Below are 21,791 nucleotides of genomic sequence, written 5' to 3' on the forward strand. Positions count from 1 at the left end.
GTGTGACGCTCACAACAGGGGGGTGGAGGCTGTTGCTGGGCCATGATGGGTGCCATGAAGAAGCTCTCCAAGCAGCTCACCTACGACGCCTCCGCCGACGCCGTGGCCGCCATGCTCGACGACCCCGCGTTCCGCGAGGCGGTCCTCGAGCGCCAGCGCGTCAAGCGCGGCACCGTCGCCATCGACGGCGACGTGGCGCGGATCGAGCAGGTGCGCTCCGGCGACGACATCCCGTCCTTCGCGCGGAAGTTCGTCGGCGACGAGATCGTGATCGTGCAGACCGAGACGTGGACCTCCGCCCACGGCGCCGACGTGGAGCTCGCGATCCCCGGCAAGCCCGGCGAGGCCGTCGGCACGCTCGTGCTCGTCGAGTCCGGCGACACGACCACCGAGACCGTCGAGCTCGACGTCAGTGTGCGGATCCCCCTGGTCGGCGGCAAGATCGAGGCGATGATCGCCGACATGGTCGGCCACGCGCTCGACGTCGAGCACCAGGTCGGCGTGGAGTGGCTCAGCCGCTGACGTCGGGCCGGGCGTCGTCAGGCGCGAGCGCCTCACGCGCCTCACGCGCCTCCTCGGCTGCGTCCTCGCGCCGGCGCGCCCGGACGACGAGCCACAGCACCACGAACGGCCCGAAGGCCAGCAGCAACGTCAGTGCCTGCTCGAAGGGGTGCAGGGCACCCATGTGCCACAGCGGGCGGAGGACGGGGTCGATCACGACCCCATCCTCCCCCACCGCGTCGGGGAGGGCGACCTCAGCCCTGGTGCGGGTAGAGGTGGTCCTTCGGCGGCACGAACGTCTCCTTGATCGAGCGCGGTGAGGTCCACCGCAGCAGGTTGACCGCGGCGCCGGCCTTGTCGTTGGTGCCCGACGCCCGGCCACCGCCGAACGGCTGCTGGCCCACGACCGCACCGGTCGGCTTGTCGTTGATGTAGAAGTTGCCGGCCGCGAAGCGCAGCGTCTTGCGCGCCCACGCGACGGCCGCACGGTCCTGGGCGATGATCGCCCCGGTGAGGGCGTAGGGCGCGAACGACTCCATCTGCGCCACGACCTGCTCGAAGTCGGCGTCGTCGTAGACGTGGACGGCGAGGATCGGGCCGAAGTACTCGGTGCTGAACATCTCGTCGGTCGGGTCGCCGCCCTCGACGATCGTGGGGCGCACGAAGAAGCCCTCCGAGTCGTCGACCTGGCCGCCGGTCAGGATGTCGAGGCCGTCGGTGGCCCGGGCCCGCTCGATGGCCGTCTTGTGCTTGTCGAAGGCCCGCTGGTCGATCACCGCGCCCATGAAGTGGGACAGGTCGGTGACGTCGCCCATCGACAGCGCCTCGGTGTCGGCGATCAGCTGGTCCTTGATCCGCACCCAGACCGAGCGCGGGACGTAGGCGCGCGACGCGGCCGAGCACTTCTGGCCCTGGAACTCGAACGCACCGCGCATCATCGCCACGCGCAGCACGTCGGGGTCGGCGGAGGGGTGCGCGACGATGAAGTCCTTGCCGCCGGTCTCGCCGACGATCCGCGGGTAGGCGCGGTAGCCCTCGATGTTCTCCCCGATGGTGCGCCACAGGTGCTGGAACGTCGGCGTCGAGCCGGTGAAGTGGATGCCGGCCAGGTCGCGGTGCGGCATGACCACCTTCGACACGTCGAGGCCGTCACCGGGCAGCATGTTGATGACGCCCGGCGGCATGCCGGCCTCCTCGAGCAGCTCCATCGTCAACGACGCAGCGAGCTGCTGGGTCGGCGACGGCTTCCAGATGACCGTGTTGCCCATCAGCGCCGGGGCGGTGGGCAGGTTGCCGGCGATCGCGGTGAAGTTGAACGGCGTGATCGCGTAGACGAAGCCCTCGAGCGGGCGGTGGTCGGTGCGGTTCCAGATGCCGGGGCTGTTGGCGATCGGCTGGTCGGTGAGGATCTGCTTGGCGTAGTGGACGTTGAAGCGCCAGAAGTCGATCAGCTCGCAGGCCGCGTCGATCTCGGCCTGGAAGGCCGTCTTGGACTGACCGAGCATGGTCGCGGCGTTCAGGCGCTGGCGCCACGGCCCAGCGAGCAGGTCGGCGGCCTTGAGCAGGATCGCGCAGCGCTCGTCGAACGGCATCGCCTGCCAGGCGGGCGCGGCGTCGGCCGCGGCCCTGACCGCCGCCTCGGCGTCCGAGGTCGTGGAGTTCTTCAGCGTGCCGAGCACGTGCGCGTGGTCGTGGGGCTGCACGACCTCGACCTCCGCGCCGCCACCGTCGCGGTGCTCCCCGCCGATGACGGCCGGGAAGCTGCGCTCCTCCCCCTCGAGCCGCGCCAGCTCCGCGACCAGGTCCTCGCGCTCCGGGCTGCCGGGGGCGTAGGTGAGGTTGGGTTCGTTCGTCGGGGCCGGCGGGAAGGTGATCGCGTCCATGCCGCTGATCGTGTCAGAGACTGACGTGCGCCTCAAAGTGCCTGGCTAGGGACCCGCGAGGAGGCCGCCCACCTCCTGCGTCGCCCACCAGGCCAGGTCGTCGTCGGGGTGCGCGTCGTCACGGTCGTCGACGTGGACGGCCACCACGTCGCGCCACGTCGCGGGCCCGTCGGGGCCGGCCGTCTCGACGACCACCACCACCCGGCGGCGCCGGCCGTCGGGAAGGCCCGCCACGAGCTCCGCCGACGCGTCCGCGGCGGTCATCAGGGCGGCGTACTCCGTCTCCTCGCCCTCGTCCCCGGCGAGGACGGGGTCGAGCAGGGACGGGCCCTCGCGCTCCCAGTCCTCGGCCAGGCGGGGCAGGGTGCTCGGCACGTAGCGGCGGGTCACTTCTTGCGTCCTCGCGGTGCGCGCGGGCGTGAGTCGGAGGCGGAGTCCTTGAGCTCCTCCAACGACTCGAGCACGCACTGGCCGAGCGTGTCGGCGTCTGCGACGGCGTCGCGGTCGGCGGTGATGCCGTAGAACACCCCTCCGTCGTAGGACGTCACGCCGATGGCCAGCGGGTGGTCGGGCAGGAGCGGGTGGACGGGGTAGGACTCCAGCATCCGCGCACCGTCCGCGTAGAGGGGGAACTGCGGGCCCGGCACGTTGGTGATCGAGACGTGGAACCCGTTGCGCAGCTCGGCCGCGGCCAGCCGCGACCCGAGCGCGTGGAACGTCGTGGGGGCGAAGCCGGCGATGCCCGAGAGCCGCCGGGCCGAGACGTTGCGACCGTTGTCGCGGTGCGCCTTGAGGTCGTAGCTCACCTGGTGCAGGCGCACGACCGGGCTCGGCTCGCTGACCGGGAGGTTCACGAGGTGGCCGGTGATCTGCGTCCCGAGGGAGGTGGCCTCGAGCTCGTCGTCGATGACCGACATCGGCACGATCGCCTTGATGGTCCGCAGTCCCGCCATCGACTCCGCGCGCGCCATCAGCCAGCCGCGCAGACCGCCGGTGATCGTGGCGAGGACGACGTCGTTGACGGTGCCCCCGTGGACCTCGCGGATCGCGCGGTAGTCGGCCAGCTCGGTGCGTACGGCGACGAAGCGGCGCTGCTGCGAGAGCTTGCGGTGCAGCGGCGTGGAGTGCACCGGGCCCCGCCCGGCGAGCGCGCTCGCGACCTCCGCGACGCGGGCTCCGGAGGCCGAGGCCTGCCGCCCGACCGCCTCGGCGTTGGCGCGGGTCGTCGACCACAGCGTGCGGGGGCTCTCCAGGCTGTCGGTGACGGCGGTGAGAGCGGTCGCCACCGGACCGGCCGGACGACGGGGGCGCCAGTCGTCGTCGTGCCCGAGGGTCGAGCGGTCGGGCGAGGTGTCGAGCAGCACCTGCCCGATGTCGACGGTCTCGCGACCGTCGACGAGGATCTGGTGGCTCTTGGTGAGCAGCGCGATGCGTCCGTGGGCGAGGCCCTCGACGAAGTAGCACTCCCACAGCGGACGGCTGCGGTCGAGCGGGCGCGAGGCGATGCGGGCGACGAGCTCACGGAGCTGGTCCATCGTGCCCGGGCGCGGCAGCGCGGAGCGGCGTACGTGGTAGCCGAGGTCGAAGTTCTCGTCGTCCACCCAGGCCGGGTTGGCCAGCCGTCCCGGCACCAGCTGGAGCCGCTGGCGGTAGCGCGGCACGAACGCGATGCGGTCGGCGATCAGCTCGACCAGCCGGTCGTGGTCGAAGCCGGAGTCGCCCGGGTCGAAGATCTCGACCGTGGCGTTGTGCATGGGCGTCGTCGGGGACTCGGCGGCCAGGATCGCCAGGTCCCGCGGCCCGAGCCGATCACTCATGCACGTGCTCGCTGCGCTCGCTCATGGGGTTCGCCCCTTCCTGAGGCCGAGTCGTCGTTGGCTTGTCCCGCATGGGATTCTGGCAGAGGCGCTGGCACGGCGTGAGCCGTGGCCACCGTCATTCGTGGAACAGCCTGAAGGAGAAACCTGTGTCCGGTCGCGGTCTCGCGCGCCTCGTCCCCCTCGTCCTCGTCCTCGCCGGGAGCCTCAGCGCCTGCGGTGACGACGCCGATCCCTCGACCGGCAGCACGGCGGCGAGCGAGTCTCCCAGCTCCTCGCCCAGCTCTTCCCCCAGCTCTTCCCCCAGCTCCTCGGGCCCCGAGGACGAGTCCGGCAGCGACGACGCCGCGGACGACACCGTGACCCTCGAGCTGACCCGCGAGGGCGACACCTTCACGCCGAACGGTGAGCGCGTCGAGCTCGCCGTCGGCCAGACGCTCGTCCTGCAGGTCACCGCCGACGAGGCCGGCGAGCTCCACGTCCACAGCACGCCGGAGCAGGACCTGGCCTACGACGCCGGCACCTCCGAGCACGAGATCACCGTCGACCGTCCCGGCGTGGTCGAGGTCGAGAGCCACGACCCCGACTCGATCGTGCTCCAGCTCGAAGTCCGTTGAGCCCGGGCGCCGGCGGCGCGATCTCGGCCCACGGGCTGGGCGGCGCCAAGGACCTCCCGATCCCCTCCGAGCTGGCCATCGCCGGCGCGGTCGCCGCGCTGGTCATCTCCTTCACCGTCCTGGCGGTCGCGTGGCGCGAACCGCGCTACGACGCCGCGACCAGCGGCAGGCCCGCACCCGCCTGGCTCGACCGGCTCGTGTCGTCCCGGGCGCTGGCCGTCGCGGCGCGGGTGCTGGGCATGGCGTTCTTCCTCTACGTCGGGGCCGCGGCCGTCTTCGGCAAGGACAGCCTCATCAACCCGTTCCTCGGCACCTTCTACGTGCTGCTGTGGGTCGGGCTGGTGCCCGCCTCCCTGCTGTTCGGCGAGTTCTTCAAGGCCGTGAGCCCGGTGCGCACGATCGCGATGCTCTTCGCCAGGGTCTCCGGCGTCCCGGAGGGGCAGGGCCTGTACGCCTACCCGGCGCGCCTGGGCTACTGGCCCGCGGCGGCGGGGCTCTTCGCCTTCGTGTGGCTCGAGCTGGTCTATCCCGCCTCCACCGACCTCGGCCCCGTACGGCTGTGGGTCGCGGCCTACCTGGGCATCATGCTGATCGGCTCCGCGGTGTGGGGCACGACGTTCCTCGCCCGCGCCGACCCCTTCGAGGTCTACTCCTCGCTCGTCGCGAAGCTGTCGGTCTGGGGACGGCGCAACGGAACGGTCGTGATCCGCAGCCCGCTGGCCAACCTCGACACCCTGGTCGCGCGCCCGGGCCTGGTCGCCGTCGTCGGCATCCTCTTCGGCAGCACGGCCTTCGACTCCTTCCGCGAGTCGTCGCCGTGGCTCAAGCTCGTGCAGTCGATGTCGTCGTCACGGGTGCTGCCCGACACCCTGGCCCTGGTGTGCTTCTCCGCCGGCGTCGCGCTCGTGCTGACGCTGGCCACGATGGCCACCGGCGTCACCAGCGAGACCCCACGCCGGGCCCTGCCCGACCTCTTCGCCCACTCGGTCGTGCCGATCATCGTGGGCTACATCGTCGCCCACTACCTGACCTACTTCGTCGAGTACGGCCAGCAGACGCTGATCCAGCTGAGCGACCCGTTCAGCCGCGGTGACGACTACCTCGGCACGGCCGACCTGCAGATCAACTACTGGCTCTCGATGCACCCGACGTTCCTCGCCGTGACGAAGGTCGTGGCGGTCGCGCTCGGGCACGTCGTCGGTGTCGTCGCAGCGCACGACCGCGCCGTCAAGCTGCTCCCCCGGCGCCACCAGCTGACCGGTCAGCTCCCGCTGCTCGTGGCCATGGTCGGCTTCACCGTGGGCGGGCTCTACCTGTTGTTCGCAGCCTGACGCGCAGGCGGGGCGACCGGGCCGTAGGGCCAGCCGGCGGGCAGGTCGGTCACGTTCATGACGAACTCGCAGGATCCGCGGTAGTCGATCACGTCGAGCGGGTCGCGCTGGCCGACGAAGACCACCCGGTCGCTGTCACCGTTGTCGCTCTGCGTCGGGTCGTCGCAGTGGATCTTGTCGACGAACCCGTCGGCCAGGACGTAGATGGTGTCGTTGCCCTGCTCGGTGAAGACCTTGTCGGCGCCCGGGCCGAGGAAGACGACGTCGTTGCCCTCGTCGCCCTTGATCGCCATGTCGTTGCCGTCACCGTCGATGAGCACGTCATCACCGGGACCGCCCTGGATCGCGCCGTCGTCCCCGGCTCCGCCGTCGATCCAGTCGTTGCCGGCTCCGCCGATGTGCTTGTCGGAGCCCTCGCCGCCGAAGAGTCGGTCCTCGCCGTCGTTGCCGCCGACGATGTCGTTGCCGGCCTCGCCGTAGACGACGTCGTTGCCGATGCTGGAGGCAAGGAGGTCGTCGCCCTCGCCGCCGTACATCACGTCGTCGCCCTGGCCGCCGTCGACCTTGTCGTTGCCGAGGCCGCCCGCGACCCAGTCGTCGCCCGGCTGGAGGGTGATCCAGTCATTGCCGCCGTCGCCGTAGACGACGTCGTGGCCCTTGCCGGCGTAGATGGTGTCGTCGCCACCGTAGCCGCGCACGCGGTCGCGCCCGCCGAGCGACATGATCCGGTCCGCCTTGGCCCGGCCCACGATGACGTCGTTGGTCGTCGTGCCGCGCGCCACGGGGGCCGCGAGGGCGGGCGTGGCGGTCAGGGCAAGCGCCGTCAGGGCGAGGACGCCGGCGCGGGGAGTAGAAATCACGTGGGTTCTCCTTGGAATCAGAACCCAATCTAGGTTGAATCTTGAGGTTTAGCACCATTTCTACCGGGTTCGTCTCCGGCGTGCCTGGGAGCTCCTCCTGTTCCGGCCCTGCTCGGGCACGACCGATTCCGCGAACACCGCATCGGCGAGCGTGGCGAGGGCCCTGCCCAGCGCGGAGTCCCCGACGTCGCGCACGGGCAGCCCCGCGACCAGCGCGCGGTCCAGACCGGGCCGGTCCTCGGGCAGGAAGTGCAGCCCCGCGGCCCGCGTGAACCCCTCGACCATGCCAGCGATCTCCTTCTCCGACCAGCCGATCGAGGGGCGCATCCGGTTGACGACGACCCGCACCGGGGCGGCGTACGCCTGCGCACGCAGGTCGACCAGCCCGCGTGCCAGCCGCGCGAGGCCGACCGGGTCGGCGGCGCCCACCACCACGATCTCGTCGGCCTGCTCGAGGGCGGTCAGCGTCAGGGCATTGCGGCTGGGACGCCCGCCGAAGTCGGAGGTCGTGTCGTCCTCGAGGCAGAAGCCCGTGTCGACCACGACGTGGCCGAGGTCGCGTGAGCGCTCGAGCAGCTGCTCGGCCTGCGCTGCCCGGACCTCGCGCCACCGGTCCGCCCGTGGCAGGCCGGTGACCACCGCGAGGTGGTCGCCCACCCCGCGGCACACCGAGGTGAACCGCTCGGCGAGGTGCCCGGCCGCCGCCAGTCGCGCGGCCGAGAGCAGGCCCGAGACCTCGTCGAGGATCCCGAGCTGCTGGGCGACCGCGCCGCCGTAGGGGTCGAGGTCCGCCAGGACCACGTCTGTCCCACGACCGGCGAGCTCGCAGGCGAGGTGGGTGGCGACGGTCGTCCGTCCGGGGGCGCCGGCGGGGCCCCACACGGCCACCACCCGGCCTGCTGCCCTCGCGGACCCTTCAGGGACGGGTTCGGCCGTCGGCCGGTCGGGTGCGGGGTCGGCGGGTCGCACCCTGGTGTCCGACAGGTCGTCGACCGCCACCACGACGTCGGGCAGTGTCGCGAGCTCCCCCGAGCCGATCACCGCGGCGACGCCCAGCCGCTGGGCGCGCTCGCGCACGTCGACGTCGCTCGAGGCGGACGTGGTCACGGCGACCGGACGCACGGCGTGGCGGCGCAGGTGCGACACCGACGCGGGGTCCAGCCCGGGAGCGTCGAGGGACACGACCGCCACGTCGGCCTGCCCGCTGGACACGGCCGCGAGAAGGTCGTCCACGTCGACGCAGCGCTTGAGCACGACGACGCCCGAGCGGGCCTCGAGGTCGGCCAGGGCGGGCGACTCCCAGGCCTCGCCCGCGGCCATGACGAGCACGCAGATCACGACCTCACCCCCGGCCGACGACCCGCACGCGGTCGTCGCCGCTGGCCGCGAGGACGAGGCCGAGCGACTCGTCCTCGTCCGCGGGGACCGACAGCACCAGCTGCCGGCTGGTCGCGGAGGCGAACGAGTCCGAGACGACGGGTGCGTCGAGCACGACGATGTCCTCGAGCACCGCCTCGGCACCCGCTCCGCGTCGTCCCCCGCCGACGCCGACGGTGCGGTCACCGATCACCCAGACGTCGACTCGTGAGCCGCGGACCACGTCGGGCGGCACGTGCTCGGCGGCCACGGCGATCGACACCGCCACCGCGTCCTCGTCGGTGGCCTCCCCCAGCGCGGCCGCCGGCACGAGCTCGCCGGCCGCCAGCGGGCGGGTCAGCGTCAGGGAGGCAGGGAGCTCGTCATCGACCGCGAGGTAGCGCTCACGGTCGAGGTCGTCGCCGAAGCGGATCCGTGTCGCCTCGAGGTCGTCGGCGTCCACCGTCTGGCCGGCGACGAGGTCGGTGGAGGCCGACCAGACCTGGGTCATGTCGTCGGCGCCGGCGAGGATCCGGGCGCCGGCCACGACCGAGCCGGTGACGAGGGCGACACCGATCCACAACCGCGGGTCACGCCAGCCCGGACGGGTGGCACGCGTCGCCGGCGGCACGTCGAGGCCCCCGGAGGTGCGGGCGGGGTCGTGGGAGGAGTTCCGAGACAGGTTCCGAGACAGGTTCCGAGACACAGGGCCATCATTGCCACGCCGGGCCGAGTTCACACCTGTCTCTCCACAGGCCCCGGGAGGTCGGGCACGGGCGCGACCGTCTCGGTGGCACCATGACCCCATGGCCGACGACCCCCGCTTCCTGACGCTCGCCGACGTGGCCGAGGTGCTCAACACCTCGAGCGCGCAGGTCTACGCGCTCGTGCGTCGCGGCGACCTGCCGGCGATCAAGATCGGCGGGCGCGGCCAGTGGCGCGTGGAGCGGGTGCAGCTCGAGGACTTCATCCAGCGGATGTACGCCGAGACGCGCAGCTTCGTCGACCAGCACCCGTTCGTCGAGGCGGACGCCGGGACGGACCCGGCCAAGGACTGATTAGCCGACCTTGCCGTCGAGCTCGACCTGCACGACCCGCTCCTCGCCACCTCGCAGGACCGACATCTCGACGGTCTCGCCCGGCAGGTGCGTACGGATCGCCACGATGAGGGCGATGCCGTCGTTGACCGGCTGGTCGTCGACCGAGGTGATGACGTCGTCCTGCTGGAGGCCGGCGCGCTCGGCCGGGGTGTCGGGCACGACCTCGGTGATGGTCGCGCCCTCCGCGTCGGGCTCGCCGCCGGTGCGGACCTGGGCCCCGATGACGGGGTACTCCGCCTTGCCGGTGCGCAGGATCTGGTCCACCGTCGTGCGGACCTGCTCGATCGGGATTGCGAAGCCCACGCCGATGTTGCCCGACTCGCCGGACGCACCACCGGTGGTCGCGATGGCGGAGTTGACCCCCACCACCTCCCCGGCGAGGTTGACCAGCGGACCGCCGGAGTTGCCCGGGTTGATCGCGGCGTCGGTCTGCACGGCGTTGATGTACGACGACTCGTCGTCGGACTCGCCCGACGTGGTGACCGGCCGGTTGAGGGCGCTGACGATGCCGGAGGTGACGGTCTGGCTCAGGCCGAGCGGGGCACCGAAGGCGACGACGGACTCACCGACGCGCAGCACCTGGGACGCCCCGAGCGCGGCGGGCTCCAGCGACCCGGCGTCCTCGACGTTCAGCACGGCGAGGTCGTAGACCGCACTGCGGCCCAGCACGGTCGCCTCGCGGCGCTCACCCGCCTGGTCGATGACGATGATCGACCCGCCGTCGGCGGCAGCCGACGCGACGACGTGGTTGTTGGTGACCACGTGGCCGTCGCGGTCCAGCACGAACCCGGAGCCGGTGGCGCCGGCGACCCGGCCGTCGAGCTCGGCGAGGATCTGCACCGTGCTCGGGAGCAGCGCCTGCGCGACGGCCGAGACCGAGCCGTTGTCCGCCTCGAGCGGCGCCGCAGCCTGGGTGCGCACTCCCCCGAGCCCGTTGTCGTTGGTGCCGCGCGGCGAGGCCAGCTCGTCCTGGAGCGCGCCGCCGGCGAGGCCGCCGAGGATGCCCACGACGAGGGCGAGGCACGCGACGGCCGGCCACACCCACAGCGAGAGCCGGCGCGTGGACGCGGCCCGGGCGTAGGGAGAACGCGCGTAGGGCGACTGGCCGTACGGAGCCTGACCGTACGGAGCCTGGCCGGAAGGGCTGGGGCCCGGACCGAACCACGGGCCGGGGCCCTGCCGCATCGGGACGGTCGGCGCGGTCGGCTCGTGGGGAGGCTGCGCGACGGACGGGGGCGGTCCGGCGAGCATCGCCTCGTCGTGGCCGTAGGGCAGGCCGTCGGGCTGCACCGCCGGCTCGGCATCGAGCGCGGGCTCGGCCCGGGGCGCGGGCTCGGCCCGGGGCGCGGGCTCAGCGCGGGGCGCGGGCTCCTCGGTCCGCGACGCGGGGTCGCGCCACCCCGCGAGGGGCTGCGTCGGCTCCGTCCCGTCGTGGGTCGGGTCGTCGTACGCCTGGTCGTCCGGCTCGCGCTCGTCGCTCACGGAGCAATCTTCTCCCGGATCGCCACGAGGCGCTCGGCCAGGGGCGTCCGGGAGGGTGAGACGGGTCCGCGGGCGGACCGGTCGTCGGCGCTGACCACCGGGGTCGCCGGCATGCTCGGGCGGCTGAGGTCGGTGGTCGGCGGTCGCGGGTCCACGCGGGGCGCACCGGCGGCCCCGAGGACGAGGACACCGACGACACAGGCGCTCGCCGCGCCGCCGCCGATGGCCACCAGTCCACGGCGCGGACGGTGGCCCGCGACCGGGAAGGCGGCGGGCGTCAGCGGCGAGCCGGAGGCCGCGGCGCAGCGACCAAGCAGCGAGGTCTTGAAGTCGTGGGAGGCCGACGAGTCGCCCATCGAGAGCTGGGCGAGCTGGGTCTTGACCCAGCCCTCCTGCTCGACGAGGTCGCGGCAGCTGTGGCAGCCATGGACGTGGCTCCAGCACCGCTCCTCCTCCTCCGGCGCTAGGCGGCCGTCGAGGAGGGCGCTGACCCGGGATCCGAGGTGGCTCATCCCGACACCGTCCCACGCGGGTGGTGAGGACCGGAGTAGCGCTGCCGTCCCTCGGTGGGCTCGCGATGCGCGAGGGCAGTGCGCAGCATGGTGCGGCCGCGGTGGATGCGGGAGCGGACCGTGCCGAGCTTGGCGCCCATGATCTCGGCGATCTCCTCGTAGCTCAGGCCCTCCACGTCGCACAGCACGACGGCGGCGCGGAAGTCCGGCGGCAGCGTGGCGAGCGCGGTCTCGATGTCGTCGTCGAAGGTCCGGTCGGCGAAGGCCAGCTCCGGGGCCGGGGTGGTGCTGGTGAGCCGGGCGGCGCGCTCGTCGGACAGCGGGTCGAAGCGGATCCGCTGCTTGCGACGCGCACCGTCGAGGAAGAGGTTGGTGGTGATGCGGTGCAGCCAGCCCTCGAACGTGCCGGGGGTGTAGGTGTCGAGCGACCGGAACACGCGCACGAAGACCTCCTGCGTGAGGTCCTCGGCGTCGGGCCGGTTGCCGGTGAGGCGGTAGGCCAGGCGGAAGACGCGGTCGGAGTGCTGCTCGACGACCTCGTCCCAGGTCGGGACCTGACTCGTGGTGGTGCCGACCTGCTCGCCCACGGGCGCTCCCTGGCTCGACTTCCTCGACCGCAGCTGCAACGGTTCGCTGTCCTTCCTGACGCTAGGCGTCACGCCTGAGAGTTCCCTGTGAACCTCATGCGGTCCACCCAAGAACTTCGGGGGTCCGGCCACCCGCGGTGTCGCGGGCGCACTGCCTCCAACGAGCGGGGTGGTGCGTGTGTTCCCGGCCACGCGCGACGCCGGGCGCGCGATAGAGTCCGCCCGTGCCCCACCACACCACCCCGATCAAGCCCGCGAGCTGGTCCTACGCCGAGTCGTTCGTGGCCGAGGACGAGATCCTGGCCGCCGCCCGCAGCCGTGCCGACGAGGTGGGCGTCTCGCCCGTCGGTCCCGGCGTGGGAGCCGCGTTGCGCTTCCTGGCCTCCGTGCTCGACGCCCGCGCCGTCGTGGAGATCGGCACCGGCACGGGCGTCTCCGGGCTCTGGCTGCTGCGCGGCATGCGCGCCGACGGCGTGCTGACGACGGTGGACATCGAGGCCGAGCACCAGCGCCTGGCCAAGGAGACGTTCACCGAGGCCGGGATCCCCGGCAACCGTGCCCGCACCATCGCCGGTGCCGGGCTCGACGTGCTCCCCCGCCTCACCGATGGCCACTACGACCTCGTCTTCTGCGACGGCGACAAGCGTGAGTACGCCGCCTACCTCAAGGAGGCCCTGCGCCTGCTGCGCCCCGGGGGCATCGTGGCCTTCGACAACGCCCTGTGGCACGACCGCGTCGCGGACCCGGCGCAGCGCGACGACGAGACCGTCACCATCCGCGAGCTCGGTCGCACGATCCTCGAGCACGAGGCGCTGGTGCCGGTGCTGCTGCCCGTCGGCGACGGCCTGCTGGCGGCCAAGAAGGAGTGGGCGCCGGAGGCCTGACCCCGGGCCCCTGGGCGGCGCTCAGGCGCGCGGTGCGGCGACGAAGCCGTCCCAGCCCTCGGCGACCGCGACGATGTCGCACGCCTCGACGAGGACCGGCGACGAGCCGATGATGCGCGACCCCGGCGACTCGTCCGCGCCCGCGGTGAAGGTGCGCTGGAACTCCTCGCGCGCCTCGTCGGTCGCGAAGACGTAGCAGCCCTCGAACCACTCCCCCGGCACGCACCGCCACGTCTTGAAGCGCAGCCCGGACATGCCGGTGAAGCGCGCGTGCGAGGTCTCCGCGACGTAGGTCGCGAGCTCCTGCTCCACGCCCTCGGCGGCGTCGACGAGCGACCAGCGGACCGTGAGGCCCAGCATCAGCCGAGGCCCTGCATCAGGCGATCCCGGCCAGGGGGTCCTCGGAGCCCAGCCAGGCGAGCAGCAGCCGGGGCCCGAAGCCGCTGGGTCCGGCCGTCCACTCGTGACGGTCGGCCGGGGACTCGGCGGCAGAGGCGAAGTCGACGTGCGCCCAGGGGACGTCGCCGGCGAAGTGCTGGAGGAACAGGGCCGCGGTGATCGCGCCCGCGCCCCCGGCGGCGTTGTCGCCGTCGGCGATCTTGGACGCGACGCGCTCCTCGTAGTCCTTGACCAGCGGCATCCGCCAGACGCTCTCGCCCGAGGCGGACGCGGCTGCCTCGACCTGCGCGGCGAGGCCCTCGTGGTTGGCGAAGTAGCCGCCGGTCCACTGCCCGAGCGAGACCTTCATCGCGCCGGTCAGGGTGGCGACGTCGACCAGGACGGTCGGCGCGAGCTCGGAGACGGCGTACGCCATCGCGTCGGCGAGGACGAGACGGCCCTCGGCGTCGGTGTTGTTGACCTCGGAGGTGCGTCCGCCGAAGTGGGTGATCACGTCACCGGGGCGCATGGCCGTGCCGCTGACGGCGTTCTCGGCCGCCGGGACCAGACCGATGACGCGCACCGGGCAGTCGACGTCGCGCAGGGCGCCCATGGCGGCGATGACCGCGCCGCCGCCGCTCATGTCGCGCTTCATCGTCAGCATGCCCTCGCTGGGCTTGATGTCGAGACCACCGGTGTCGAAGGTGATGCCCTTGCCGACGAGGACGACGGTGGGGACCTTCTTCGTCGCCCCGCGGGGGGTGTAGTCCATGCGGATCAGGCGCGGTCCGTGGGCCGAGGCGCCGCCGACGGCGAGGATGCCGCCGAACCCCTCGGCGGCGAGCTGGTCGGTGTCCCAGACGCGCACCTCGAGGCCTGCGGCCTCGCCGACCTCGACGGCCTGCTCGGCCAGCCACGCGGGTGTCTTCAGGTTCGCCGGGACCGTGGCCAGCGCCCGCGAGCGCCACCCGGCCCCGCCGAGGGCGATCGCCCGGGCGAGCTCGTCGTCGGCACCGTCGTCGGTGACGTCGGCCAGCACGATGCGCGCGACCGGCCGCTCACGCGGTCCGGTGGAGCGCCAGTGGAAGGCGAACGAGCCGAGCATGGCCCCGACCACGAAGGCACCGAGCCCGTCCTCGGGCGCGATCGCCGCGACCGAGGTGACGACGCTGACGCGGTCCTTGGTCGCCCGCGCCAGGGCGGCGCCGGCGCGCCGGAAGTCGGTCACCGAGGCCTCACCCACACCGACGAGGAGCACGACGCTCACGTCGTCGGCCGACGGGAGACCGGCCACGGGGACCGTGGTGACCTCACCCGTGCGCCCGGTGGCCCGGGCGGCCTCGAGCGCGGCGAGGAGGTCGGTCCCGAGGAGCTCCGAGGCCTCGTCGGCGCCGGGCCCGAGCAGGGGTCCGTCGTCGCCGGGGAGGACCGGGAAGGCCCAGACCTCGGCGCCACCGACCTGGTGGGGAAGCGCCGGGCTGAGGGCGAACTCGGGCGGGGAGACCTGCGTCGGCAGCTGGGGGATGGCCACGATCAGCCGACGACGTCCTTGAGGGCGTCGCCGAGAGCGCGTGCCTCGTCGGCGTTCAGCTCGACGACCAGACGCCCACCGCCCTCGAGCGGGACGCGCATGACGATGCCGCGCCCCTCCTTGGTGACCTCGAGGGGTCCGTCGCCCGTGCGGGGCTTCATGGCGGCCATCGGCGCACCTCTTCCTGTTCTGCCATCGGTTCGGCGATGGTGGCTCATCACATGCGAATCGAGGCGGCTGAGTCGTGCCTGGCCACCTCGATCGGCGTCGTACTCCTCCATTATCCCCCATGAACGGGGTGATCGGCACCACAGGGCACCCGGACAGGCGAACTGCGTCGGGCAGACTGCCCCCATGACCAGCCCTGCTCCCGTCCTCCTCGACGTCTCCGACGCCGTCGCGACCATCACCCTCAACCGGCCCGAGGCGATGAACGGCCTCGACGTCGCCACCAAGGACCTGCTCCTCGAGACCGTGCGACGCGTCGCCGACGACCCGGCCGTGCGCTGCGTCGTGCTCACCGGCAGCGGCCGCGCGTTCTGCGTCGGGCAGGACCTCAAGGAGCACCTCGCGGGCCTCACCGGAGAGGCCGACGTGCCGCTGTCGGACACGGTGGAGAAGCACTACAACCCGATCATGCTGGCGCTGTCCACGATGCCGAAGCCCGTGATCGCCGCGGTCAACGGCGTCGCCGCAGGCGCCGGGGCGAGCCTGGCATTCGCCGCCGACTTCCGGATCCTGGTCGACACGGCCGGCTACAACACCTCCTTCGCCGGGGTCGCGCTGTCCTGCGACACCGGGTCGAGCTGGACGCTGCCTCGCCTGGTCGGCCGCGCCAGGGCGATGGAGCTGCTCTACTTCCCCCGCACCGTCCCGGCCGCCGAGGCGCTCGAGCTCGGCCTGGCCACGCAGGTCGTGCCGGAGGCCGAGCTGGCCGCCACTGTCGGGCAGCTCGCGGCGCGCCTCGCCGCGGGACCGACCGTCGCGTTCGGCTCGATCCGGCAGGCAGTGGCGTACGCCGCCTCGCACCCGCTCGAGGAGGCCCTGACCTTCGAGGCGGAGAAGATGGCGCTCACTGGCGGCACCGAGGACCACCTCGCCGCCGTCACGGCCTTCATGGCCAAGGAGAAGCCGGTCTTCCGGGGCTGCTGATGCGAGGGGGTCAGCCGCGCGCGGTCCGGTCCCGGCACCGGCTGCGGGCCATCAGACCGCTGCGGTGAGGTAGGCGTAGGTGAAGACCAGCACGCCGACCACCATGCCGAGGTGGGCCAGCAGGGAGAGGCCGGGCCCGTCGCTCCAGCTGTCGCCCGCCGCGGCGGGCACGTGCCGACCACGCGACGGCAGCCAGCGCGCCAGGACCAGCAGTCCGCAGATGGCGGTCACCCACCAGCAGGCGATCGCCAGGATGCCCACGAACGGACCGCCGACGAACGAGTCCTCCGGGGCCACGAGCACCCCCAGCCACAGCACCAGCGCGAGCGTGCCGGACACGAAGTGGGCGAGCGGCACCCGCCTGCTGATCGCGAACTGCCCGGCCGCCGCGTCATTCCGCAGGCGGAGGCGGGTCAGCACGATCGCCACGGCGGCGAGTGCCGTGAGGATCCACACGACGATCGGGAACGACATGGCCGTGCAGTCTGCCCTAGTCGCGAGCCGGCTCGCCAGACGAGCCGTCGGCGGTGGGGCCGTGGTCGGTCCGGTCCTCACGCCGGTCCTCGAGCTCGGTGGCCAGGCGCGCGAGCAGCGCGTCGACGTCGGACATCCGGTAGCCGCGCAGCGCGAGGGGGAACCGCACCCGGCGCAGGTCCCGCGCCTCCAGGGACCGGTCCTGGGGCAGCGCGAGGTCGGGGCGGTCGCCGTACGCCGGTGCCATGGACCCACCGTGGCCGGAGGCCACCATCGCCACGCCGGCCATGGCGAGGACGATCAGCGCCGCGAACAGCCACATCATTCGGGACGCTCCGGGGGCGGCGTGGGGAAGCGGTCCTGGCGGGCGGCGACCATCAGCGCCACGGCCTCGTCGACGTCGTCGGTCACCACGAGCATGTCGAGGTCCGCAGCGTTGATCTTGCCCTCGGCGAGCACCGTGCCGCGCAGCCAGTCGAGCAGACCCTGCCAGTAGGACCTGCCGATCAGCACGATCGGGAACGAGGTGACCTTCCGGGTCTGCACCAGCGTGAGCGCCTCGAACAGCTCGTCGAAGGTGCCGAGCCCGCCGGGCAGCACCACGAAGCCCTGGGAGTACTTGACGAACATGGTCTTGCGGGCGAAGAAGTAGCGGAAGTTGATGCCCTTGTCGACCCACTGGTTGAGGCCGGACTCGAAGGGCAGCTCGATGCCGAGACCCACGCTGACTCCCCCGGCCTCGCAGGCGCCCTTGTTGGCCGCCTCCATCGCGCCGGGGCCGCCACCGGTGATCACCGCGAAGCCGGCCTCGACCAGCTTGCGGCCCGCCTCCTCGCCGATCGCGTAGAACGGGTGGTCGGCCGGGGTGCGGGCCGAGCCGAAGACGGCGATCGCCGGCCCGAGCTCGGCGAGCGCGCCGAAGCCCTCGACGAACTCGGCCTGGATGCGGAGCACGCGCCACGGGTCGGTGTGGACCCAGTCGCTGGGCCCGCGCGAGTCGAGCAGGCGCTGGTCGGTGGTGGTGCCCTCCTCGACCTGGCTGCGGCGCGTCATGACCGGACCCTTCATCCGGTCGTGCGAGCGGTCACTCATGCCAGCCAGTCCTTCAGCAGGCGCTCGCAGCGCTCGATGTGCTCGATGGGCACGTGCTCGTCCTGCTTGTGGGCGAACATCGGGTCGCCGGGACCGAAGTTCACCGCCGGGATCCCGAGCTTCGTGAACTGCGCGACGTCGGTCCAGCCGAACTTCGGCGCCACCTCCCCGCCGACCGCCTCGACGAACGCCTTGGCAGCCGGGCGGTCGAGCCCGGGCAACGCCCCGGCGGCCAGGTCGGTCACCGTGACGTCGTAGCCCTCGAAGAAGTCGCGGACGAAGGCCTCGGCGTCGGCCTCGCTGCGGTCGGGGGCGAAACGGAAGTTGACCTCGACGACGCACTCGTCGGGGATCACGTTGCCGGCGACGCCGCCGCGGATCCCGGTGGCGTTGAGACCCTCGTGGTAGGTCAGTCCGTCGATCTCCGGCTCCCGCGCGACGTAGTCGTTGAGCCGCGCCAGCACCGGCCCGGCGAGGTGGATGGCGTTGACACCCTTCCAGCTCCGCGCGCTGTGGGAGCGCTCGCCGGTGGTGCGGACGTCGACGCGCAGGGTGCCCTGGCAGCCGGCCTCGACGGCGGCGTTGCTGGGTTCCATGAGGATCGCGAAGTCGGCCTCCAGCAGGTGCGGGTCGCTCTCGGTGAGCTTGCGCAGGCCGTTGTGGACCGAGTCGACCTCCTCGGCCTCGTAGAAGACGAAGGTCAGGTCGCGGTTGGGCTCGGTCACGTCGGCGGCGAGCTTGAGCATCACCGCGTCGCCGCCCTTCATGTCGCAGCTGCCGAGGCCGTGGAGGACGCCGTCCTCCTGGCGCGAGGGCAGGTTGTCGTTGAGCGGAACGGTGTCGATGTGACCCGCGATGACGACGCGCTCGCCGCGGCCGAGGTCGGTGCGCGCCACGATCGTGTGGCCGCGCCGGGTGACGGTGAGGTGCGGGAGCCCGCGCAGGGCGGACTCGACCGCGTCGGCGATCTCTTCCTCCTCGTGGGACACCGAGAAGATGTCGACGAGCTGCTGGGTCAGGGTGACGACGTCGGCGGACAGGTCGAGGTGGGCCATGGCTCGATTCAACCAGTCGGGCCGCGGCGGGCCCGCGTCCCCCGGCCGCGCAGCGCGCTGCTCCGGCTCGAGCCGAGCGCGCCGAGCAGGTCGGGCTCGAGCGTGCCGTAGCCGGTCCGGCTCCACGGACCGAGGTCGAGGCGGAAGTAGTGCACGGTCCGGTCACCCTCGATGAAGTCGAGGACGTCGCGCGGCTCGCGTCCGGCGCGCACGTCCGCCGCACAGGCGCGGCAGGAGGGTACGTCGACCGCGTGCCCCTCCTCCCGCCACGTGGCCCTGGTGGTCGGGCCGTCGTGCAGCGGATTGAACCAGCATCCCGGCAGCGGCTCCCAGGTCGACGACGACGTGTCCTGGGCGCTCGCGCGGGCGTCCTCGCCCCGGCGGGTCAGGACGAGCGCCCCGACGACGTCGGCCGGCGCCGCGCCCTGCGACAGGATCGAGCGCGCGGCGGCGTAGTGGTCCAGCGCCTGCTGCCACGCGGCCAGCGCGTCGGCGGACCCACGCGGCTCGCCGCGACCGATCGCCTCCCCCAGCGCGAGCACCTCGGCGTCGGCCTGCTGGCGCAGCCGCCGGTCCTCCGCGGCGCGCACCGTGTGCAGCACGGTGGCGGGAAGGGTGAAACCGGCAGGGCGGGCGCGGCGCCGGCGACGCCATGCCACGATCCCGGCCACGACCACCGCGAGGGCCACGACGATGCCGAACCCACCGACGACCTCGGAGGCCTGCACGCCCTCGTCGGCGGTCCAGGAGTACTTCTCGTCGTCGGGGACCTCGTCCCACAGCGCGTCGGCGTTGCCGTCGTCGAGCAGCTCCTGCACCCGGACGACCTGGTCGACGAAGTCGTCGGGGTTCTCGTGGGCAGCCACGTTGTCGACGTACGTCGTGTCGGGCTGGTCGCCGTAGGCGTCCACCTGGAGCGCCGGCTCGCTGTAGTCCTGCCAACCGACGTACGTCGTGTGGCGGCCACCCGTGCTGTCCTGCAGCCAGGCGGTGAGGCTGGAGAAGCTGCCCTGGAAGCGTTCGTCCTGGGTGTCGACCTCGACGAGCACCACCTTGAGGTCGGCCTGCTCCGCGGAGGCGACCGCCTCCTCGATGCGGGCCTCGTCGTCGGCGGAGATGTCCTGGCTCCGCGCGAAGGCGGGATCGATCCACACCCCGTCGCCGGCGAGCTCCTCCTCGATCTCGGTGATCGTGGCGTCACTGATCTGGTCCATCACGCGACCTCTCGTCGTCGGGATCCCACGAACCACCGGAGCAGGAGGAAGGCCGGCACGACGCCGAGGGCGCCGAACAGGAGCGCCGCCGTGATGCCGCCGCCGATGCCGTCGTAGTAGTCGAAGTCGCTCGGCTCCTCGGGCGCCGTCGGGAGGGGCTCGGCCTCCCAGGCGGCCATCTCCGCAGCGATGCGGACCAGGGCCGGACCGGGCTGGCCCTGGGTGCCGGCCTCGAGGTAGGGCGGCTCGAGACCGACCGCCACGGAGGTGTTCGTCCCGTTGTCCCAGAGCACGACGTAGTGGCCCTCCTCGCCGACCGCGGTGCTCCACTGGACCGGCGCTCCGCCCGGTGTGTAGCCGGCGTCGCTGGTGTCCGGGTAGGTCAGGTAGGCGATCCGTGCCGGCACCGACGCCTCCTCGAGGATCGCCTCGGCGCGGCGTACGTCGTCCTCGGGCACGCGGTCGACTAGGAGCGGGTCGACAGCGACGAGCGCGTCCTGCTCGACCAGCGCGCGTACGGCGTCGCCCGGCGGCGGCACCACGTCGGTGCGCGCGAACTCCTCGGCCCGGAGCTCGATGTCGCGCGCCTCGCGCTCCTCCTGCCAGTCGTGCGTCGCGGTGCCCAGCAGCACGCCTGCGACGACGCCGACCAGGGCTCCGGTGCTCCAGCCCGCGATCCGCCGCGACCGGGGCGTCACCGGGAAGCCTCGCGATCGGCCAGCACGTCACGAGCGAGGAAGTCGCTGATGGCGCCGAAGCCCGTCCGGGCCCACACGTCGTCGCGCTCCCAGTAGGGCTGGGATCCGCGACGGGTCGCAAGGCGCAGGTGTGCCGGGACCTCGCCCTCGGCCACCGCGCTCGCGCAGACCGCGCAGCAGGGCACCTCGACGTCGCCGTCGCCCAGGCGCCAGCTCGCCGTGGCGGTGGCCCCGGAGTGGCGGGGATCGAAGAAGCAGGTGCGGAGGGACTCGCCCGTCCCGCGACGACCGCGGGAGAGGTCGCGCGAGCCGGCGCGGGCCACCACCTGCGCACCGACCAGGTCGGCCACGTCGCGCGAGGTCAGCAGCTGCTCCACCGCGTCCCGTGCCGTGAGCGCGCGCCCGGCGGTGTCACGGTCGCGCACGGCGTTCCAGTCGGTGTCGGAGAGCGCCTTCGCGAGGGCATCGGCCTGCGACCGGGCGATCCGGCGCTCGGCGTGCACGTCGGGCGGCGGTGGCGGCGGCGCGACGACCTTCGCCGGCGGCTCGGGCTCCGCGGCGCGGCGACGGCGGGGCCAGCCGACCAGCGTCTGGCCGAGCAGGAGCGCGACGCAGAGACCGACGAGACCGCCGACCACAGCGGACAGCCCGGCGGACGCGGTCCGCACCGGGACGTAGTCGTCGCGCCCGGGCCGCCAGCTCGCCGACGCGGCGAGCTCCACCGCCCGCTCGGCGAGGCGATCGGCGGCGACCTGGTCCAGGGTCGCGGGGTAGCCGCTGCTCGGCTCCTGGCGTCCCACCTCGACGATGTCCTCGGCGGTGAGCGCGGACACCTCTGCCACGACCGCCGGTGGCGCGGAGACATAGTCCTCGGTGCCGCGCGGGCCGGCCAGCTCGGCGATCGACGCCTCGAGGACGTCGCGGTTGGCGTAGTCCGCCAGGCTCAGCCGGGACGGGTCGGCGCCCAGTCCGTAGGACCAGACCTGCTGCCCGGCCAGCGGGAGCCGGATCACGTAGAGGCCGTCGCCCAGCCGGCGGTTGAGCAGACCGGCCAGCGCGTCGCTCGCCGCAGGCCCGTCGTCGGGCAGTCCCTCCGGAGTCTCGACGAGCGCGACGTACACCGGGAACGGCACCTCCCGCACGAGCGCGGAGATGCGGTCCTCGGACTCCTGCGCCTCGCCGCTGCCCATGGCGCGGTCGATGACCACGCCGTCCTCGCGCAGCGCCTCCGCCAGCGCGTCGATGTCGGTCGGTCCGTCCATGCTGC

General features: G+C 72.9%; 26 protein-coding genes. 6 read left to right on the forward strand and 20 right to left on the reverse strand.

Going from position 1 to position 21,791, the window contains the following annotated elements:
• The first annotated feature begins 54 nt into the window (after window positions 1–54).
• The gene (locus CFI00_RS18200; RefSeq protein WP_207082410.1) at window positions 55–522 is read left to right on the forward strand and encodes a DUF2505 domain-containing protein; all 468 of its coding nucleotides are present in this window, start codon (window positions 55–57) and stop codon (window positions 520–522) included.
• Here the strand turns inward: CFI00_RS18200 and CFI00_RS18205 are convergent.
• Genes CFI00_RS18205 through CFI00_RS18220 form a run of 4 tightly spaced genes read right to left on the reverse strand, consistent with a single transcriptional unit; the run spans window position 512 to window position 4,201 of the window.
• Entirely contained in the window at window positions 512–718 is a 207-nt protein-coding gene (locus CFI00_RS18205) for a hypothetical protein (protein ID WP_207082411.1), read from the reverse strand. The two genes, CFI00_RS18200 and CFI00_RS18205, sit on opposite strands and share 11 nt — an antisense overlap.
• 37 nt (window positions 719–755) lie before the next feature.
• Complete coding sequence (gene pruA / locus CFI00_RS18210; protein ID WP_207082412.1) at window positions 756–2,384, reverse strand: L-glutamate gamma-semialdehyde dehydrogenase; 1,629 nt, start codon at window positions 2,382–2,384, stop codon at window positions 756–758.
• A gap of 45 nt (window positions 2,385–2,429) precedes the next feature.
• Window positions 2,430–2,774, reverse strand: a complete 345-nt coding sequence (locus CFI00_RS18215) for a hypothetical protein (protein ID WP_207082413.1) — start codon at window positions 2,772–2,774, stop codon at window positions 2,430–2,432.
• Window positions 2,771–4,201 carry a wax ester/triacylglycerol synthase family O-acyltransferase gene (locus CFI00_RS18220; protein ID WP_207082414.1) on the reverse strand — a complete coding sequence of 477 codons (1,431 nt, stop codon included), beginning with the start codon at window positions 4,199–4,201 and terminating at the stop codon, window positions 2,771–2,773. Before CFI00_RS18220 ends, CFI00_RS18215 begins: the two co-directional genes overlap by 4 nt.
• Before the next feature lie 149 nt (window positions 4,202–4,350).
• Here CFI00_RS18220 and CFI00_RS18225 point away from each other — a divergent pair, with 149 nt between their 5' ends.
• Both CFI00_RS18225 and CFI00_RS18230 read left to right on the forward strand, forming a co-directional pair.
• Complete coding sequence (locus CFI00_RS18225) at window positions 4,351–4,818, forward strand: hypothetical protein (RefSeq protein WP_207082415.1); 468 nt, start codon at window positions 4,351–4,353, stop codon at window positions 4,816–4,818.
• The gene (locus tag CFI00_RS18230; protein ID WP_242532483.1) at window positions 4,815–6,149 is read left to right on the forward strand and encodes a hypothetical protein; all 1,335 of its coding nucleotides are present in this window, start codon (window positions 4,815–4,817) and stop codon (window positions 6,147–6,149) included. Before CFI00_RS18225 ends, CFI00_RS18230 begins: the two co-directional genes overlap by 4 nt.
• Here the strand turns inward: CFI00_RS18230 and CFI00_RS18235 are convergent.
• From CFI00_RS18235 to CFI00_RS18245, 3 genes are read right to left on the reverse strand one after another with little or no spacing between them, the layout of a single operon-like run.
• The gene (locus CFI00_RS18235) at window positions 6,128–7,009 is read right to left on the reverse strand and encodes a calcium-binding protein (RefSeq protein ID WP_207082416.1); all 882 of its coding nucleotides are present in this window, start codon (window positions 7,007–7,009) and stop codon (window positions 6,128–6,130) included. The two genes, CFI00_RS18230 and CFI00_RS18235, sit on opposite strands and share 22 nt — an antisense overlap.
• A gap of 60 nt (window positions 7,010–7,069) precedes the next feature.
• On the reverse strand, window positions 7,070–8,347 hold the full coding sequence (locus CFI00_RS18240; RefSeq protein ID WP_207082417.1) for a hypothetical protein: 1,278 nt from the start codon (window positions 8,345–8,347) through the stop codon (window positions 7,070–7,072).
• A gap of 4 nt (window positions 8,348–8,351) precedes the next feature.
• Window positions 8,352–9,071: a hypothetical protein gene (locus CFI00_RS18245; RefSeq protein WP_207082418.1), complete on the reverse strand. Its 720-nt coding sequence runs from the start codon at window positions 9,069–9,071 to the stop codon at window positions 8,352–8,354.
• A gap of 100 nt (window positions 9,072–9,171) precedes the next feature.
• Between CFI00_RS18245 and CFI00_RS18250 the strand changes: the two genes are divergently transcribed.
• Window positions 9,172–9,423, forward strand: a complete 252-nt coding sequence (locus CFI00_RS18250) for a helix-turn-helix domain-containing protein (RefSeq protein WP_207082419.1) — start codon at window positions 9,172–9,174, stop codon at window positions 9,421–9,423.
• Here the strand turns inward: CFI00_RS18250 and CFI00_RS18255 are convergent, their stop codons facing one another.
• From CFI00_RS18255 to sigE, 3 genes are read right to left on the reverse strand one after another with little or no spacing between them, the layout of a single operon-like run.
• Window positions 9,424–10,947, reverse strand: coding sequence for a trypsin-like peptidase domain-containing protein (locus CFI00_RS18255; protein ID WP_207082420.1), 1,524 nt, complete (start codon window positions 10,945–10,947; stop codon window positions 9,424–9,426).
• Complete coding sequence (locus CFI00_RS18260) at window positions 10,944–11,459, reverse strand: zf-HC2 domain-containing protein (RefSeq protein WP_207082421.1); 516 nt, start codon at window positions 11,457–11,459, stop codon at window positions 10,944–10,946. Before CFI00_RS18260 ends, CFI00_RS18255 begins: the two co-directional genes overlap by 4 nt.
• On the reverse strand, window positions 11,456–12,079 hold the full coding sequence (sigE, locus tag CFI00_RS18265; RefSeq protein WP_207085599.1) for an RNA polymerase sigma factor SigE: 624 nt from the start codon (window positions 12,077–12,079) through the stop codon (window positions 11,456–11,458). The genes CFI00_RS18260 and sigE overlap by 4 nt, the downstream gene beginning before the upstream one ends.
• A gap of 191 nt (window positions 12,080–12,270) precedes the next feature.
• Here sigE and CFI00_RS18270 point away from each other — a divergent pair, with 191 nt between their 5' ends.
• Window positions 12,271–12,930 (forward strand): O-methyltransferase, encoded by a 660-nt coding sequence (locus CFI00_RS18270; protein ID WP_231250078.1) that lies wholly within the window; start codon window positions 12,271–12,273, stop codon window positions 12,928–12,930.
• 21 nt (window positions 12,931–12,951) lie between these two features.
• Here the strand turns inward: CFI00_RS18270 and CFI00_RS18275 are convergent, their stop codons facing one another.
• From CFI00_RS18275 to CFI00_RS18285, 3 genes are read right to left on the reverse strand one after another with little or no spacing between them, the layout of a single operon-like run.
• The gene (locus CFI00_RS18275) at window positions 12,952–13,290 is read right to left on the reverse strand and encodes a hypothetical protein (RefSeq protein WP_207082422.1); all 339 of its coding nucleotides are present in this window, start codon (window positions 13,288–13,290) and stop codon (window positions 12,952–12,954) included.
• Between the two features lie 16 nt (window positions 13,291–13,306).
• Window positions 13,307–14,839 carry a leucyl aminopeptidase family protein gene (locus CFI00_RS18280; RefSeq protein ID WP_207082423.1) on the reverse strand — a complete coding sequence of 511 codons (1,533 nt, stop codon included), beginning with the start codon at window positions 14,837–14,839 and terminating at the stop codon, window positions 13,307–13,309.
• 2 nt (window positions 14,840–14,841) lie between these two features.
• Window positions 14,842–15,009, reverse strand: a complete 168-nt coding sequence (locus CFI00_RS18285; RefSeq protein WP_082587569.1) for a DUF3117 domain-containing protein — start codon at window positions 15,007–15,009, stop codon at window positions 14,842–14,844.
• Window positions 15,010–15,193: 184 nt separating this feature from the next.
• Here CFI00_RS18285 and CFI00_RS18290 point away from each other — a divergent pair, with 184 nt between their 5' ends.
• Complete coding sequence (locus CFI00_RS18290; RefSeq protein WP_207082424.1) at window positions 15,194–15,991, forward strand: enoyl-CoA hydratase-related protein; 798 nt, start codon at window positions 15,194–15,196, stop codon at window positions 15,989–15,991.
• 51 nt (window positions 15,992–16,042) lie between these two features.
• On the opposite strand, the gene CFI00_RS18295 is transcribed toward CFI00_RS18290, so the two are convergent.
• Genes CFI00_RS18295 through CFI00_RS18325 form a run of 7 tightly spaced genes read right to left on the reverse strand, consistent with a single transcriptional unit; the run spans window position 16,043 to window position 21,786 of the window.
• Complete coding sequence (locus tag CFI00_RS18295; protein WP_207082425.1) at window positions 16,043–16,465, reverse strand: hypothetical protein; 423 nt, start codon at window positions 16,463–16,465, stop codon at window positions 16,043–16,045.
• A gap of 16 nt (window positions 16,466–16,481) precedes the next feature.
• Window positions 16,482–16,790, reverse strand: a complete 309-nt coding sequence (locus CFI00_RS18300) for a DivIVA domain-containing protein (protein ID WP_242532485.1) — start codon at window positions 16,788–16,790, stop codon at window positions 16,482–16,484.
• Window positions 16,787–17,557, reverse strand: a complete 771-nt coding sequence (locus CFI00_RS18305) for a TIGR00730 family Rossman fold protein (protein WP_207082426.1) — start codon at window positions 17,555–17,557, stop codon at window positions 16,787–16,789. Before CFI00_RS18305 ends, CFI00_RS18300 begins: the two co-directional genes overlap by 4 nt.
• On the reverse strand, window positions 17,554–18,612 hold the full coding sequence (gene dapE, locus CFI00_RS18310) for a succinyl-diaminopimelate desuccinylase (protein ID WP_207082427.1): 1,059 nt from the start codon (window positions 18,610–18,612) through the stop codon (window positions 17,554–17,556). The genes CFI00_RS18305 and dapE overlap by 4 nt, the downstream gene beginning before the upstream one ends.
• Before the next feature lie 8 nt (window positions 18,613–18,620).
• Window positions 18,621–19,826: a hypothetical protein gene (locus tag CFI00_RS18315; protein WP_207082428.1), complete on the reverse strand. Its 1,206-nt coding sequence runs from the start codon at window positions 19,824–19,826 to the stop codon at window positions 18,621–18,623.
• A complete protein-coding gene (locus CFI00_RS18320) occupies window positions 19,826–20,524 on the reverse strand; it encodes a hypothetical protein (RefSeq protein WP_207082429.1) in 699 nt (232 codons plus the stop codon). The genes CFI00_RS18315 and CFI00_RS18320 overlap by 1 nt, the downstream gene beginning before the upstream one ends.
• Window positions 20,521–21,786 carry a hypothetical protein gene (locus CFI00_RS18325; protein ID WP_207082430.1) on the reverse strand — a complete coding sequence of 422 codons (1,266 nt, stop codon included), beginning with the start codon at window positions 21,784–21,786 and terminating at the stop codon, window positions 20,521–20,523. Before CFI00_RS18325 ends, CFI00_RS18320 begins: the two co-directional genes overlap by 4 nt.
• Window positions 21,787–21,791: the final 5 nt, after the last annotated feature.

Origin of the sequence: Nocardioides sp. S5, assembly GCF_017310035.1 — a bacterium.
GTDB lineage: Bacteria > Actinomycetota > Actinomycetes > Propionibacteriales > Nocardioidaceae > Nocardioides.

Excerpts from the sequence above, each read along its gene's own strand:
- CFI00_RS18200 (WP_207082410.1), top strand. The coding sequence starts at position 55 with ATGAAGAAGCTCTCCAAGCAGCTCACCTACGACGCCTCCGCCGACGCC.
- pruA (WP_207082412.1), bottom strand. The coding sequence starts at position 2,384 with ATGGACGCGATCACCTTCCCGCCGGCCCCGACGAACGAACCCAACCTC.
- CFI00_RS18220 (WP_207082414.1), bottom strand. The coding sequence starts at position 4,201 with ATGAGTGATCGGCTCGGGCCGCGGGACCTGGCGATCCTGGCCGCCGAG.
- CFI00_RS18250 (WP_207082419.1), top strand. The coding sequence starts at position 9,172 with ATGGCCGACGACCCCCGCTTCCTGACGCTCGCCGACGTGGCCGAGGTG.
- CFI00_RS18260 (WP_207082421.1), bottom strand. The coding sequence starts at position 11,459 with ATGAGCCACCTCGGATCCCGGGTCAGCGCCCTCCTCGACGGCCGCCTA.
- CFI00_RS18275 (WP_207082422.1), bottom strand. The coding sequence starts at position 13,290 with ATGCTGGGCCTCACGGTCCGCTGGTCGCTCGTCGACGCCGCCGAGGGC.
- CFI00_RS18285 (WP_082587569.1), bottom strand. The coding sequence starts at position 15,009 with ATGGCCGCCATGAAGCCCCGCACGGGCGACGGACCCCTCGAGGTCACC.
- CFI00_RS18290 (WP_207082424.1), top strand. The coding sequence starts at position 15,194 with ATGACCAGCCCTGCTCCCGTCCTCCTCGACGTCTCCGACGCCGTCGCG.
- CFI00_RS18295 (WP_207082425.1), bottom strand. The coding sequence starts at position 16,465 with ATGTCGTTCCCGATCGTCGTGTGGATCCTCACGGCACTCGCCGCCGTG.
- CFI00_RS18300 (WP_242532485.1), bottom strand. The coding sequence starts at position 16,790 with ATGATGTGGCTGTTCGCGGCGCTGATCGTCCTCGCCATGGCCGGCGTG.
- CFI00_RS18305 (WP_207082426.1), bottom strand. The coding sequence starts at position 17,557 with ATGAGTGACCGCTCGCACGACCGGATGAAGGGTCCGGTCATGACGCGC.
- dapE (WP_207082427.1), bottom strand. The coding sequence starts at position 18,612 with ATGGCCCACCTCGACCTGTCCGCCGACGTCGTCACCCTGACCCAGCAG.
- CFI00_RS18315 (WP_207082428.1), bottom strand. The coding sequence starts at position 19,826 with ATGGACCAGATCAGTGACGCCACGATCACCGAGATCGAGGAGGAGCTC.
- CFI00_RS18325 (WP_207082430.1), bottom strand. The coding sequence starts at position 21,786 with ATGGACGGACCGACCGACATCGACGCGCTGGCGGAGGCGCTGCGCGAG.